Raw genomic sequence first — 12,710 nt, forward strand, 5'->3', positions numbered from 1 at the left:
CTTGCCCGTCGCCGCGCCCGAGCGGCCCCTGGCGATGGCTGGCGCGCCGCGTCCGCGCCTGGAAATTTTGAATGGCAACGGCGTGCCCGGCCTGGCCGCCGCGCTGGCGCGCAGCCTGGCCGGCGGGTCCGTGCAGGTGGTGCGCCTGGCCAATGAAACCAGCTTCCAGGTGGCGCGCACGCGCGTCGAATACCGGCCCGCGCAGGAGCAGGCGGCGCGCCGGCTGGCCCGCCAGCTGGGCATGCAGGTGCAGACCCGGGCCGCCGATTGCCCTGCCAGCGACCTGCGCCTGATCCTTGGTCGCGACCTCGGCGACCCGGCCACGCTGCACCGCTATTATCTGCAGCAGCTGCAGCTGGCGCGCCAGGCGCTGGCGCGGCTCGGCTGACACGCATCTGCCGGCATAAAAAAACGCGGCGCCCGCCAAGGCGCCGCGTTTTTTGTATCGCCGTGCCGGTGGCTATTGCCGCGGACGGCGGCGCGCAAAGGCGAGACCGGCCAGTCCCGTGCCCAGCAGCAGCAAGGTGGCCGGCGCCGGCACCACGGCAGGGTCGATGACGACGATGTCGGTGCGCGTGGACTTGGAAAAATTCAGCGTGTAGCTGCCGGCCGGCAGGGCGAAATTCGACGTCAGGGAAAACATGGCGAAGCCGTTCGTGAAGGTGCGTCCGGTGGCGGGATCGTTGGTGCCGGCCGTCATGTTCAGGCTGAACGGGTCGAGGCTGCCGACCCCGTGGTTGCCGTTCACGTCGCTGCCATTGTTGGCGTCGCCATCGGGGGCAAACTGGAAGATCACGCCGTCGGCATTCGCATGCGACAGGCAGCCGGCGGGGCTGGCGGTATTGCACGAGATATTGAAGATGTCCATGATCGACACGTTCGACTTGTCGCCCATGGTCGTCACGCTGGTGCGCAGGTCGCGCCGTCCCATGAAGCTGAAGGTGATGAAGCCGGCGCTCGACAGGGTCAGGTTGACGGAGCCGGTCAGCGTGTCGCCGGCCGTGGCCGTGGCCGCGCCGACCGTGTTGCGCTGTGCTTCCGCCACGGCGCTCACGGTGGAGCCGGCGGCCGTGAGCATGTTGCCGAAGGCATGCGCATCGCCGCGCGCGAATTCCAGGGTGGAACTGGGGCTAGGTGCGTAATGGTTTTGCGGCAAGCCGTTGCAGCCGCCGCCCGAACACACTTGCAGCACGTCGGCGTTGGCGGCCGGGCCCGTATTGACGGCGCGCGGATTGACGGCCGCACCGCCCTGGAAAAAGGCGCTGTCGCTGGCGTTGCGGTTGGCGCCGGCCAGCGACAGCGCGCCGGCACTGGTGGTGATGCGGAAATTGTTCAATTCATTGACGGCCAGGCCGTAGGCCCCGGCCTGCGCCTGGCCGCTGGCCAGCAGGCTTGCCGCCGCCAGTGCGCCCAGCCAGCCCAGGGTCTTGCTTCGTGTGTGATTGACGTTCATCGCGGCCTCATTATCGTGGTCATTGTCGGGGGTGAAATCCGGGGGAGCGATCCAGGACAGCTTGCCTGGATTCATCTCGTAGACTGGGATAAGCAGCTTGCGTGCCATACAAAAAAATCACAGCGAATCAAGCACTTGCGAAAGACGAACTGAGCAGGACGGGGGTAAGTGTAAGAAAGGCCGACGCCGCTTGCCGGGCGCTGCGGCCGGCCTTTGCCGGCCTCAGGTGCCGCGATGGTAGCCCAGGTGGCCACCCGAATTGCGCGCGCAGCCGCAGCCGATGCGCGCCACTTCCTCGTCTTCGGTCAGTTTCCAGTTGGTAATCGTCGTGTGATTCCAGTCGATGTCGCTTTTCTTGACAGGTTTCACGGTCAGCGTGCGGGCTGCCGCGTCCGTGTACTCCATCAATTCCTCGTCGTCGTCGATATCGAAATGGCGGTGGATCAGGGAAATGCCGAAGCGTTCGAGCGCGCCATAGCGCAGCAGCACGTCGCGCAGCTCGCGGAAGCAGGCCAGGTCATCGGCTTGCAGGGATTGGACGGCGGAAATATCGGCAACGGGCTGCCATTGCATGGCTTGGATGTTCAGGCTGTGCATGATGTTCTCCTGTGCCCCTGGTATCAAGCCCAGGCTGCCGGAGGGGCGCCGGCACGCCTGGCGAATGCCCATCCTGGCCGCAACGCCGCTGCGCTGCTTGCGCCAGATCAAAGGTGCGGCACATCGCCTCTCGCCCGACAATTGCCCGTTAAAATAGGCGATGGCAAACAAAACCCCCACCTTCCCCGGCGCGCGCACGGGCCGCGGCCAGGTCCTGGCCGTGCTGCTGTCGAACCGCGACCAGTCCGGCGCCGAACCGCTGCAAGGCCGCGTCTCGCTGGCCGCCATCGTGAAAGCGCTGAAACGCAAATACCACTGGCCGATCGAAACGCACAGCTTTCCCGCCAACACGCAGGACGGCCGCGCCAGCTGGGCGACCGTCTACAGCTTGCCGGAAAAGGTCATTCAAGTCGCGCTCGACAGCGGCGGGCGGGAGTGGCTGGAGAGCCGGGGAACGGTCGGGCGGCGGTGACTGCGCCGCAGTACGCTATTCGAGCCGGAAGCCGACCTTCAGCGTGACCTGGAAATGCGCCACCTTGCCATCGACGATATGGCCGCGCGATTCCGTCACTTCATACCAGTCCATGTGCTTGACCGTCAGCGCCGCCTTGGCAATGGCATCGCGTATCGCCTGATCGCTGCTCTCGGTGGACGTTCCGACCAGCTCGATCAATTTGTAAGTGTGTGCGGACATGATGTTTCCCCAGGTAGGCAAGCCAGACATCGGGAGCCTGCTTTGCGCAGGCACGTGCTCATCTTGCGCTTAAATGTGCTGATAGTCATTGCGCGGTGCAGCAATGCGTCGCGCAAGCCAAGCGGGACGAGCTATCCTTCATCAAATATCGACATAGCGAGGCAGCAAGTCCTGATCGACCAGGCGTATTTCAATGGCATTGGCGATCTTGACGTGCTCGGGATTCTCATCAGAGAACGGCTCGTCGGTGACGCTGACGATGATGGTGCCGATCTGCCTGTCTTTACCTTGCTCGTCCATCGCCATCACGGGCACTAAAGCACGTGCCTCGGGCACCTGTTGGACCGTGAGTATGCGCGGCAGGTACAACATCCAGCCAACACCTGGACGGTCCTTGAAGACTTGTTTTTCAAAATAATCGTTACGTGCAACTGTGATCAATACCGGCCGCAGGGAACCCGCAATAATGGACAGTAGCTCTTTCACGCCATCAATACCGAGCCGTTTCGCCCCGACGCCTTTGTAGCTGATCTTAAACGACCAAGCGGGCCAGTCACTGTCGCTGAACCCAAGCGCAATACTCGCGCCCTCGCCGTCTCCGAGTTCGCCATTCCAGGCACTGAGATATCGAAATCTCTCACCCTTGAACTCGGCCTCGAGTACGGCTTCGGCCGCTGTGGTGAGTTCTCCCGAGGCATCGAAAACCGGATACAGAAACGATTCTGCTTCTGTCTCCTTCGACAGAAACCAATTCTTTCCAAACGCCTCAGTTTTTTGCAAGAAGCGGACAATCGTCGCGATTTTTTGGACGGTAGGTCGAAACGCAATGGATGTGTTCGCTGCATCGCGTTTGAACAAGGATTTTATTATCATAATACTATTTAATGTAATAAGTGGTAATGCCCAATGCACTTAGACTGGGCAGCATGTGTTCATAGGCGAGTGGCGTTTGCAAGTACCATTTCAGGGAGGCTGGCGGGTTATCCTTGACGATGTTGGACTGAGCGGTGGCCTGTTTCAATACCATGTTCTGGAAGATGTTTTTCTGAAAATCGTATTTGAATTCGCCGTTTGACTTAAAAAACTGGTCATAATCCGCTTTTGCTTCCTGCAACGAGCACAGGCGGGATTGGAAGCCGTCAAAGTCCTTTCCTTCAAACACCCATTCCATGCCAATCAGAAAACCGGTGATACGGGCTTGATAATCGCGCGCGCGGGCGACATGCTGTGTGGAACAGCCATAAGCGTACCCTTGTCTGGCGGGCACCGACATCTTTCTTTGGTATCGCTTCGCGTCTCGGCACGCGCGAGGGGGGTGACGCGGGCGTCTTTTGCCTCTTCTGCCTCTTTTTTGCGTTTGCGCAATGCCTCGTCCGTGATCACGGCTGCTGCGGCGGCGACACCCAAGGCTAGCAAAATTTTCTCCACGACTGCTGGTATCACCAATATCGGTAGCGCGGGCATTATTGCTCCCCTTCCAGTTTTTTATCCATTACCGCGATCAGTTCGTCGAACCGCTGCTCCGGCGTGGCGCCGGGCTTGCGCAGGTAAGTATCGAGCAGCGGGTCGTCATGGATCCCAGGCGCGTCGGCTGACAGGTACATCAGATGTACGATATGCGGCGTGGACCTGAAACCGATTCGAATGGCGTAGGTGTACGCCGCCAGCATGCGCTCGATCACGGTCGCCCGTCTGGACGGCATGCCATTGCTCCTCGCTAAACGTCAGCATCGCGCCTCCCTATGATTGCCCGCTTGCCGTCGAGCAGCAAGTGCCATTCGTGAATATGACCAAACATCGCCTCCCGCTGTGCCGGCTCAAGTATTTGTGCTAGCTTCACCAACACGCGCGGATCCCAAAAGCGCAGCAGCGTTGCGCGGCCGTCCGGTAGCCGTGTTTCCAGGTGTAGTTGCAGCAGTTGCGCCAGGCCACCGAGGTCCTGTACGGCGAACAGCCAGGTAACAGAAGGCGCCTCGTGCTCCAGTGCGGCCAGATCCTCAACAAAGGAAGGCCCGATCTCGCCACGTCGACCAACCACGGGCCCGCATGCGCGAGCGCAGCATCGGGTGTGCCGGTGAACAGCGAATGGCGCCTCGCATCCTGCATCAGGCGTGCTTGGCGGTGTGTCTCATATTGAACACCGTCGACCAGTGCGTACAGGCACAGCGCCGAATGATGTTGCTGAAGTTGATTCAGGCGTTCTGTGATGTCGAGCAACATTGTTACTCCCGGATAGCCCTTCCGACGAATGGTGACTTGCCATTGATGGGGGCCGCGGTTCAGAATACTTGCCATGCCTTGCTCCTATGTTGAGGTTGGAGCAGGGGTATAGCTTTGCCGGAGGGGCATGATTGCAGCAAAAATGCAGCAAATATCCCAGAAACGGCAAAGGGCTATAGATAAGATATCTATAACCCTTTGATTTTACTGAATATTCTTGGTGCCGACTGCCGGTTTCGAACTGGCCACCTGATGATTACAAATCAACTGCTCTACCAAATGAGCTAAGTCGGCAAAAACTGCGCGTTGCGAATTATACGCTATTTAATGCGTGTCAGGGTCGGGCGGCCGCCTTTTTTTGGTGGCTCGTCGTCGCCGGGCGTGGCGTTGTCGCGTTGTTCGGGGGAGCTGGCCGGCACGGACGACAGGGTCGGAGCGCTGCTGGCGGGGGCGAGCACGGGCGGCGGAACGTCGGCGGAGGCGGGGCTGTCCGTCGGTTGCGCGTCGGGATCATCGTTGCCGAGCACGGGCTCGAAGGCCATGCCCTGGCCGTTTTCATTGGCGTAGATGGCCATCACGTTGTCGACCGGCACGTAGATTTCGCGCGAGACGCCGCCAAAGCGGGCGTGGAAGCGGATGGCGTCGTTGTCCATCTTCAGGCCGCTGGTGGCGCCGAAGCTGATGTTGAGCACGATTTCGCCCTTTTTCACGTATTCCATCGGTACCGTGGTGCGCGAATCGACTTTGACCGCGAGATAGGGCGTGTAGCCGCTGTCGGTGCACCACTCGTAGATGGCGCGCAGCATATAAGGTTTGGTTGAGATTTCAGACATGGTAGGCACTGTGAGGCGGGAGCGCCGCCGGCAACAAATGGCGGGCGCACCGGTAGTTCAATGAAACAGAGCAACTGGAAAGAATCCAAGATGCCCCAGAAAGCGTCGCGAGCGAGCCCGATACCGGCTTGAGTAACGCAGCCGTACTTCAGTACGGCGAGTAACGCCAGGTCGAGAGCGGGCTGCGCAGCAGCTTTATGGGGATATCTTTTAGCGGCGCATGACTTTTTCGGATGGCGTCAGCGCTTCGATGTAGGCAGGACGCGAGAAGATGCGTTCGGCGTATTTCATCAGCGGTGCAGCCGTCTTCGACAGTTCGATGCCGTAGTGGTCCAGGCGCCACAGCAGCGGCGCGACAGCCACGTCGAGCATCGAGAATTCGTCGCCCAGCATGTACTTGTTTTTCAGGAACAGCGGCGCCAGGGTCGTCAGGCGGTCGCGGATTTCCGCGCGTGCCTTGTCGTGGGCCTTGTCGTTGCTCTTGGCGCGTTCGCTTTCCAGCACGTGCACGTGCACGAACAGTTCTTTTTCGAAATTGAACAGCATCAGGCGCGCGCGGGCACGCATCAGCGGATCGGCCGGCATCAGCTGCGGATGCGGGAAGCGCTCATCGATGTACTCGTTGATGATGTTCGATTCATACAGGATCAGTTCGCGCTCGACCAGGATAGGCACCTGGCCATACGGATTCATGGTCGAAATGTCTTCCGGCTTGTTGAACAGGTCGACGTCGCGCACTTCGAAGTCCATGCCTTTTTCAAACAGGACCAGGCGGCAGCGTTGCGAAAATGGGCAGGTTGTACCCGAATAGAGAACCATCATTTTTTATAGTTCCTTAGAAACAAAGGGGGTGAAGCCGCGAACGGCTCACCCCAGGTCGCTTGTCCACTCATGCGGACAACGCAGAAACAGGCATAAACCGGCCTATGGCCGGCGCCTCACTTATTTGACTTCCTTCCAGAACGACGCGTTAAGGCGCCATGCCAGCAGAGCAAATACCGACAGGAACAGCAGCACCCAAACGCCCAGGCGCTTGCGTGTCTGTTGTGCCGGTTCGGCCATCCACTCCATGTAACCGACCAGGTCGGCTACCGCATTGTCATACTCGATCTTGTTCAGCGTGCCTGGCTTGACTTGCTCGAAGCCGACAAATTTGTGGATTTTCTTGCCCGCTTCGTGCGGATCATTCTCTTCCACGAACTTGGCAGTCTGGATACCTTGCAATTCCCATAACACATGCGGCATGGCAACATTCGGCACGACCATATTGTTCCAGCCGGTCGGACGAGTGTCGTCTTTATAGAACGTACGCAGGTAAGTATACAGGTAGTCGCCGCCTGTGCCAGCGGAAGATGATTTTGCGCGCGAAATTACCGACAAATCGGGCGGTACGACGCCGAAGAAGGCCTTGGCGTCCTGCGGCGCCAGGGAAGTCGTCATCAGGTCGCCCACTTTATCGCCGGAGAACAGCAGATTTTTCTTGATCTGGTCTTCCGACAAGCCCAGGTCTTTCAGGCGGTTGTAGCGCATCGACACGGCGGCGTGGCAATTCAAGCAATAATTGACGAACAATTTGGCGCCATGTTGCAGCGCTGCCATGTTGGTCTGGCGGTCAGGCGCCTTGTCCAGCGGAAAGGTGCCTTCGCTGGCGAGAGCCATGGCGGGCACGAAGGCCAGGATGGCGAGCAGTTTTTTTGAAAATTTCATGTAAGGTCCTTTGAGCGTGGCGTGAGAGCGGCTTAGTGCGGGTGAAACGTCACACGCGACGGCACGGTCTTGAACTTGCCCATTGCACTCCACCATGGCATCAACAGGAAGAAGCTGAAGTAAATCAGGGTGCATACTTGCGACACGATGGTTCTGAAGTCCGTTGGCGGCTGGGTACCGAGGTAGCCGAGGATCAGGAACGACAGGCCGAAGATGGCGTACACAAATTTGTGCCAGGTCGGACGGTAGCGTATCGATTTCACGGGCGAATGGTCGAGCCATGGCAGGAAGGCCAGGATCACGACGGAACCGCCGAAGAACACGACGCCCCAGAATTTCGCATCGAGCACCTGCGGCAGCATGCCGACGATGGCGACCAGGGCGATGCCGGCGATGGCCGACTTGACGGTCGTCGACAGGCGCGACTTGAGCCAGATGAACACCACGTAGGCCGCCACGGCGCCCATCAGCACGTACATGAAGTCGGCCGTGGTGGCGCGCAGCACCGAGTAGAACGGCGTGAAGTACCAGGTTGGCGCGATGTGCAGCGGGGTCTTCAGGGAATCGCCTGGCAGGAAATTGTTGTATTCCAGGAAATAACCGCCCATTTCCGGCGCGAAGAAGACGACGGCGCTGAAAATGACGAGGAAGATCGAGACGCCGAACAGGTCGTGCACGGTGTAGTAAGGATGCGAAGGAATCGAATCGACCGGGTGGCCGTCGGCGCCCAGGTTTTCCTTCACTTCGATGCCGTCCGGGTTGCTCGAACCCACTTCATGCAGGGCGATCAGGTGCGCTGCAACCAAGCCCAGCAGTACCAGCGGGATGGCGATCACGTGGAAGGCGAAGAAGCGGTTCAGGGTGGCGTCGGAAACGACGTAGTCGCCGCGGATCCACAGCGACAGGTCCGGGCCGATGAAGGGGATGGCGCCGAACAGGTTGACGATCACTTGCGCGCCCCAGTACGACATCTGGCCCCATGGCAGCAGGTAGCCGAAGAACGCTTCGGCCATCAGGCACAGGAAGATGGCGAAACCGAACAGCCAGATCAGTTCACGTGGCTTGCGGTAGGAGCCGTACAGCAGGCCGCGCGTCATGTGCAGATAGACGATGATGAAGAAGGCCGAGGCGCCCGTCGAGTGCATGTAGCGCACCAGCCAGCCCCACGGCACTTCGCGCATGATGTACTCGACGGAATTGAAGGCCAGGGCCGCATCCGGCTTGTAGTGCATGGTCAGGAAGATGCCGGTGACGATCTGCAGCACCAGCACCAGCATGGCCAGCGAGCCGAAGATGTACCAGAAGTTGAAGTTTTTCGGAGCGTAGTACTTGCCCCATTGATCGTTCCACAGCTTGGTCAGGGGGAAGCGGTCATCCACCCAGCCCAGGGCTTTTTCGGCGACGGGGGCGTCGGCGGGAAATTTGGTTTCTTTGAACGCTGCCATGATCAAGCCTCGCCTTTCTCGTCTTTACCAATGACCAGTTTGGTGTCGCTCACGTACATGTGGCGCGGCACTTGCAGGTTGTCCGGCGCCGGCTTGTTCTTGAACACGCGGCCGGCCATGTCGAACGTGGAGCCGTGGCAAGGACACAGGAAACCGCCTTCCCAGTCATCGGGCAGGGACGGTTGTGGACCAGGGGTAAATTTCGAGGAAGGGGAGCAGCCGAGGTGGGTGCAGATGCCGACGGCGACGAGAATCTCGGGCTTGATGGAGCGCCATTCGTTCATGCAGTATTCGGGCGTGAACTCGGCGGGATTGCGTTTGGACTCGGCATCGGCGACCTTGCCGTCGGTTTTCTTGAGCGAGGCGACCATTTCCGGCGTGCGCTTCAGGATCCAGACCGGCTTGCCGCGCCATTCGACGGTGCGCATTTCGCCGGGTTGCAAGGTGGTGATGTCTACTTCGACCGGCGCGCCAGCCGCTTTCGCGCGCTCCGACGGCTGGAAGGTGCTTACCAAGGCTCCCGCGGTTGCCAATCCAACTACACTGCCCGCCGCGCACGTGGCGACGAGCAAGCCGCGACGGCCTGAATCGACCTGCTTTTCGTTACTCATGCAAACCCCAATCAGTCAAAATGCGAATCTTTATTATGAGTGGCAGCCGCGAAAAATCCGTCGCCGAAGCTCTTTCCATCGTTTGCCGCAACCCGCATCTTTGTACGGTAAAGTGGCAACATCCCTGCGGAACTTCGGACTATGGCGCAGCCCGTGCCAGTTTCTTGTTGATTATCCGGAAGTGAAAAAGCCACTTCTGGCAACCGCAAATTATAAGTGAAGCAAACAACGAATAAAACAAAAACGTTGCTTGTACCATAATTTATATACTTTTGCAGGAGGTGGCTAGTTCTTTCGAACTAGATGCGTCGTACTGTGCCCGAATTGGTCGCGCCGACAACCACAAGTTGGTGGCACTGGGAATCAATAGTATGATCGGCATGTTTTTTATACCTATCCGAAGGAGAAATTCATGGCAATGATGCAAGAATTTAAAGAATTTGCAATGAAGGGCAACGTCGTCGATCTGGCGGTTGGTGTCATTATCGGTGGCGCCTTCGGCAAGATTGTGGATTCCCTCGTGCAAGACGTCATCATGCCGCCCATCGGCCGCATTTTCGGCGGCCTCGATTTCGCCAATTACTACCTGCCCCTGAACGGGCAAGCCACCACCATGACTTTGGTGGAAGCGAAAAAGGCGGGTGCCGTGTTGGCATATGGTAATTTTTTGACCATTTTGCTCAACTTCATCATTCTTGCCTTCATCATCTTCCAGATGGTGCGCCTGATGAACAAGGCCCGCCGCAGCGAACCGGCCGCGCCGGCGCCGGCGCCTGCCACGCCGGAAGACATCGTGCTGCTGCGTGAAATCCGCGACTCCCTGCAGAAGAACGCACGCCAGGGCGGCGATCTGGCAAAATAAGCCGTTCCGGCACCGGCCGGCTGACCTGGACAGAGAACCCCATGCGACGATTCTGGTTGTTGTTTGCGCAAACCGTGACCATCGCGCTGGCGCTGTACTTTGTGTACGGCGCGCTGCGCCCCGCCAGCCGGGTGCAGCAGCTGGGTTCTCCCGCCAAGCCGGTGCCCGTGGTGGAAACGGCGTCGAGCAGCCTGGCGCCCGGTTCCTACCGCGACGCGGCGGCGCGCGCCATGCCTGCCGTCGTCAACATCCTCACCCTGCAGATGCCCAAGCGCGGCACCCATCCGCTGGCGCGCGATCCCTTTTTCAAGCGTTTCTTCGGCGACCGCGATCCCGGCCCCGACGACGACGAGGATTTGCGCAACAGCCTCGGCTCGGGCGTCATCGTCAGCCACGAAGGCTATGTGCTGACCAACAACCACGTCGTCGAAGGGGCCGACGAGATCGAAGTCGTGCTCACCGATGGCCGCAAGGCGCCGGCCAGGATCGTCGGCCTGGACCCGGAGACGGACCTGGCCGTGATCAAGATCAAGCTCGACAAATTGCCCGCCATCGTGCTGGGCCAGTCGGAACAGGCGCGCGTGGGCGACGTGGTGCTGGCCATCGGCAATCCTTTCGGCGTGGGCCAGACGGTGACCATGGGCATCATCTCCGCCTTGGGCCGCAACAACCTGCACATCAACAGCTTTGAAAATTTCATCCAGACGGACGCGGCCATCAATTTCGGCAATTCGGGCGGCGCCCTCGTCGATACGCGCGGCAATTTGATCGGCATCAATACGGCGATCTACTCGCAAAGCGGCGGCTCCGTCGGCATCGGCTTCGCCATTCCCGTCTCGACGGCGAAAACCGTGATGGAAGCCATCATCAAGGATGGCCACGTGGTGCGCGGCTGGATCGGCGTGGAAACGCAGGACATCACGCCGGAACTGGCCGACAGCTTCAGCCTGCAGCGCTCGAGCGGCGCCATGATCGCCGGCGTGGTGCGCAACGGCCCGGCCGACAAGGCGGGCATCGTGCCCGGCGACATCCTCTTGACGGTGGAAGGCAAGCCCGTCGGCGACACGACGGAAATGCTCAACCTGATCGCCCAACTGCCGCCCGGCGGAAAAGCTAGAATGACGGTGCTGCGCAAGAATCGCGAAGCGGCGCTCGACGTGGTGGTGGGCAAGCGCCCCATCCCGAAAGAGCTTTCCAAATAGTTGCTGATCGGAAGCTGACACATGCATGTGCGTGATTTGACCCAATTTTTACGTGAACTGAGCGAGAACAACAACCGTCCCTGGTTTGTCATGAACAAGCCCCGCTACGACATCCTGCGCGAGGAATTTCTCGCGCTGGTGACGTCGCTCATTGCTGAACTGGGCAAGTTCGACCCGGCCGTGAAGTACTGCAATCCGAAGAAGGCCTTGTTCCGCATCAACCGCGACGTGCGTTTTGCGCACGACAAGAGCCCATATAAAACACGTTTTTCCGCCGCCATTGCGCCGAACGACATGCGCCGTCCCAGCAAGGCGGGCGGCCCCACGTATTATCTGCAGATCGATGGCCAGGGCAATCTGCTGTTCGGCGCCGGCGAATACATGCCGCCGCCAGGCCGCCTGAAGGCGCTGCGCGAGCATATGGTCAACGATGCGCCGGGCTTTTCCAAAGTGCTGAAAAATAAGCGCTTGAAGGCCCGCTATGGCACCATCCAGAACGAAGGCAAGTTGCAGCGCCCGCCCAAGGGTTTCGAGGCGGATGCCGAACATATCGAATTCATCAAGCTGAAAAGCTTTTTTGTCTGGACCGAAGTGCCGCTGCCCGTCAACGCGCCGGAAAAACTGCTGTCGACCCTGGCGGAAGGCTTGCACGATGCGTGGCCGCTGGTCGAGTGGATGCGCGGCGCGAAGGAGCCGGAAGAAGACGGCGAGTAATTGCTAAAGGAGCACATGATGGCACTGCAGCACGCAAGTTCAGGGCAGGTGATCGACGTGCGGCGCGGGCAGGGCGACGACCTGTCGCAGTTTTCCGCGATTGCGCTGGCCAGGACGGACGAACTGGAATTGATCCGCATGTGCATGCCCAAGGGCAAGACCATGCCCGAGCATCATGTCCTCGGTGAAATTACCCTGCTGTGCCTGGAAGGCCGGGTGGCGGTGGAAGCGCATGGCGGGGAGCATGTGCTGGGGCCGGGGCAGATGCTGTACCTGCACGGCGGCCAGGCCCATGCGCTGGCCGCGCGCGAAGACAGCCTGGTGCTGCTGACGATATTGATGGCCAAGGCGGGCCGCTAACCCGCCCTTGGC

19 protein-coding genes and 1 tRNA gene are annotated in these 12,710 nt (G+C 59.8%); 6 read left to right on the forward strand and 14 right to left on the reverse strand.

Features of this window, described 5'->3' with window-relative positions; translation table 11 throughout:
* Nucleotides 1–388, forward strand: a 388-nt coding sequence (locus CBW50_RS24165; protein WP_139842618.1) for a LytR C-terminal domain-containing protein, incomplete at its 5' end; no start/stop codon positions are given.
* Nucleotides 389–460: 72 nt separating this feature from the next.
* Here CBW50_RS24165 and CBW50_RS24170 read toward each other — a convergent pair.
* Nucleotides 461–1,453, reverse strand: coding sequence for an EDSAP-1 family PEP-CTERM protein (locus tag CBW50_RS24170; protein ID WP_139842619.1), 993 nt, complete (start codon nt 1,451–1,453; stop codon nt 461–463).
* A gap of 222 nt (nt 1,454–1,675) precedes the next feature.
* Nucleotides 1,676–2,050, reverse strand: a complete 375-nt coding sequence (locus tag CBW50_RS24175; RefSeq protein ID WP_086147883.1) for a hypothetical protein — start codon at nt 2,048–2,050, stop codon at nt 1,676–1,678.
* Nucleotides 2,051–2,210: 160 nt separating this feature from the next.
* Here CBW50_RS24175 and CBW50_RS24180 point away from each other — a divergent pair, with 160 nt between their 5' ends.
* Entirely contained in the window at nt 2,211–2,522 is a 312-nt protein-coding gene (locus CBW50_RS24180) for a hypothetical protein (RefSeq protein WP_086147884.1), read from the forward strand.
* Nucleotides 2,523–2,537: 15 nt separating this feature from the next.
* Here the strand turns inward: CBW50_RS24180 and CBW50_RS24185 are convergent, their stop codons facing one another.
* The 12 genes from CBW50_RS24185 to petA form a co-directional block, all read right to left on the reverse strand.
* Nucleotides 2,538–2,744, reverse strand: coding sequence for a dodecin (locus tag CBW50_RS24185; protein ID WP_034753599.1), 207 nt, complete (start codon nt 2,742–2,744; stop codon nt 2,538–2,540).
* A gap of 141 nt (nt 2,745–2,885) precedes the next feature.
* Nucleotides 2,886–3,602 (reverse strand): immunity 52 family protein, encoded by a 717-nt coding sequence (locus tag CBW50_RS24190; protein WP_226936131.1) that lies wholly within the window; start codon nt 3,600–3,602, stop codon nt 2,886–2,888.
* A 19-nt stretch (nt 3,603–3,621) separates the two neighbouring features.
* On the reverse strand, nt 3,622–4,017 hold the full coding sequence (locus CBW50_RS24195; protein ID WP_086147886.1) for a Tox-REase-5 domain-containing protein: 396 nt from the start codon (nt 4,015–4,017) through the stop codon (nt 3,622–3,624).
* A gap of 190 nt (nt 4,018–4,207) precedes the next feature.
* On the reverse strand, nt 4,208–4,447 hold the full coding sequence (locus CBW50_RS24200) for a hypothetical protein (RefSeq protein WP_226936129.1): 240 nt from the start codon (nt 4,445–4,447) through the stop codon (nt 4,208–4,210).
* 14 nt (nt 4,448–4,461) lie between these two features.
* On the reverse strand, nt 4,462–4,671 hold the full coding sequence (locus tag CBW50_RS30085) for a DUF4123 domain-containing protein (RefSeq protein WP_264296498.1): 210 nt from the start codon (nt 4,669–4,671) through the stop codon (nt 4,462–4,464).
* Nucleotides 4,581–5,039, reverse strand: coding sequence for a DUF4123 domain-containing protein (locus CBW50_RS30375; protein WP_367301834.1), 459 nt, complete (start codon nt 5,037–5,039; stop codon nt 4,581–4,583). The genes CBW50_RS30085 and CBW50_RS30375 overlap by 91 nt, the downstream gene beginning before the upstream one ends.
* A 143-nt stretch (nt 5,040–5,182) precedes the next feature.
* Nucleotides 5,183–5,258 (reverse strand) — tRNA-Thr (locus tag CBW50_RS24210).
* A gap of 26 nt (nt 5,259–5,284) precedes the next feature.
* Nucleotides 5,285–5,797, reverse strand: a complete 513-nt coding sequence (locus CBW50_RS24215; protein WP_086147887.1) for a ClpXP protease specificity-enhancing factor — start codon at nt 5,795–5,797, stop codon at nt 5,285–5,287.
* Nucleotides 5,798–6,007: 210 nt separating this feature from the next.
* Nucleotides 6,008–6,619, reverse strand: coding sequence for a glutathione S-transferase N-terminal domain-containing protein (locus tag CBW50_RS24220; protein WP_010394154.1), 612 nt, complete (start codon nt 6,617–6,619; stop codon nt 6,008–6,010).
* 120 nt (nt 6,620–6,739) lie between these two features.
* A complete protein-coding gene (locus CBW50_RS24225; protein WP_086147888.1) occupies nt 6,740–7,504 on the reverse strand; it encodes a cytochrome c1 in 765 nt (254 codons plus the stop codon).
* Between the two features lie 32 nt (nt 7,505–7,536).
* Entirely contained in the window at nt 7,537–8,949 is a 1,413-nt protein-coding gene (locus tag CBW50_RS24230) for a cytochrome bc complex cytochrome b subunit (RefSeq protein WP_086147909.1), read from the reverse strand.
* Nucleotides 8,950–8,951: 2 nt separating this feature from the next.
* Complete coding sequence (petA, locus tag CBW50_RS24235; RefSeq protein WP_086147889.1) at nt 8,952–9,560, reverse strand: ubiquinol-cytochrome c reductase iron-sulfur subunit; 609 nt, start codon at nt 9,558–9,560, stop codon at nt 8,952–8,954.
* 412 nt (nt 9,561–9,972) lie between these two features.
* Here petA and mscL point away from each other — a divergent pair, with 412 nt between their 5' ends.
* The 4 genes from mscL to CBW50_RS24255 are packed head-to-tail and all read left to right on the forward strand — an operon-like array spanning nt 9,973 to nt 12,698.
* Nucleotides 9,973–10,422, forward strand: coding sequence for a large conductance mechanosensitive channel protein MscL (gene mscL, locus CBW50_RS24240; RefSeq protein WP_086147890.1), 450 nt, complete (start codon nt 9,973–9,975; stop codon nt 10,420–10,422).
* Between the two features lie 41 nt (nt 10,423–10,463).
* Nucleotides 10,464–11,624 (forward strand): Do family serine endopeptidase, encoded by a 1,161-nt coding sequence (locus tag CBW50_RS24245; protein ID WP_172404873.1) that lies wholly within the window; start codon nt 10,464–10,466, stop codon nt 11,622–11,624.
* 21 nt (nt 11,625–11,645) lie between these two features.
* The gene (locus CBW50_RS24250) at nt 11,646–12,338 is read left to right on the forward strand and encodes a DUF2461 domain-containing protein (RefSeq protein WP_086147891.1); all 693 of its coding nucleotides are present in this window, start codon (nt 11,646–11,648) and stop codon (nt 12,336–12,338) included.
* 15 nt (nt 12,339–12,353) lie between these two features.
* Nucleotides 12,354–12,698, forward strand: coding sequence for a cupin domain-containing protein (locus tag CBW50_RS24255; protein ID WP_226936127.1), 345 nt, complete (start codon nt 12,354–12,356; stop codon nt 12,696–12,698).
* The last annotated feature ends 12 nt before the right edge of the window (nt 12,699–12,710 follow it).

This window comes from Janthinobacterium sp. GW458P (genome assembly GCF_002127585.1).
GTDB lineage: Bacteria > Pseudomonadota > Gammaproteobacteria > Burkholderiales > Burkholderiaceae_D > Janthinobacterium.

Coding starts and splice junctions, on each gene's coding strand:
- CBW50_RS24200 (WP_226936129.1), bottom strand. CDS start 4,447: ATGCCGTCCAGACGGGCGACCGTGATCGAGCGCATGCTGGCGGCGTAC.
- CBW50_RS24170 (WP_139842619.1), bottom strand. CDS start 1,453: ATGAACGTCAATCACACACGAAGCAAGACCCTGGGCTGGCTGGGCGCA.
- petA (WP_086147889.1), bottom strand. CDS start 9,560: ATGAGTAACGAAAAGCAGGTCGATTCAGGCCGTCGCGGCTTGCTCGTC.
- CBW50_RS24180 (WP_086147884.1), top strand. CDS start 2,211: ATGGCAAACAAAACCCCCACCTTCCCCGGCGCGCGCACGGGCCGCGGC.
- CBW50_RS24225 (WP_086147888.1), bottom strand. CDS start 7,504: ATGAAATTTTCAAAAAAACTGCTCGCCATCCTGGCCTTCGTGCCCGCC.
- CBW50_RS30375 (WP_367301834.1), bottom strand. CDS start 5,039: ATGGCAAGTATTCTGAACCGCGGCCCCCATCAATGGCAAGTCACCATT.
- CBW50_RS24250 (WP_086147891.1), top strand. CDS start 11,646: ATGCATGTGCGTGATTTGACCCAATTTTTACGTGAACTGAGCGAGAAC.
- CBW50_RS24175 (WP_086147883.1), bottom strand. CDS start 2,050: ATGCACAGCCTGAACATCCAAGCCATGCAATGGCAGCCCGTTGCCGAT.
- CBW50_RS24185 (WP_034753599.1), bottom strand. CDS start 2,744: ATGTCCGCACACACTTACAAATTGATCGAGCTGGTCGGAACGTCCACC.
- CBW50_RS24220 (WP_010394154.1), bottom strand. CDS start 6,619: ATGATGGTTCTCTATTCGGGTACAACCTGCCCATTTTCGCAACGCTGC.
- CBW50_RS24195 (WP_086147886.1), bottom strand. CDS start 4,017: ATGTCGGTGCCCGCCAGACAAGGGTACGCTTATGGCTGTTCCACACAG.
- CBW50_RS24230 (WP_086147909.1), bottom strand. CDS start 8,949: ATGGCAGCGTTCAAAGAAACCAAATTTCCCGCCGACGCCCCCGTCGCC.
- CBW50_RS24255 (WP_226936127.1), top strand. CDS start 12,354: ATGATGGCACTGCAGCACGCAAGTTCAGGGCAGGTGATCGACGTGCGG.
- CBW50_RS24215 (WP_086147887.1), bottom strand. CDS start 5,797: ATGTCTGAAATCTCAACCAAACCTTATATGCTGCGCGCCATCTACGAG.
- mscL (WP_086147890.1), top strand. CDS start 9,973: ATGGCAATGATGCAAGAATTTAAAGAATTTGCAATGAAGGGCAACGTC.
- CBW50_RS24245 (WP_172404873.1), top strand. CDS start 10,464: ATGCGACGATTCTGGTTGTTGTTTGCGCAAACCGTGACCATCGCGCTG.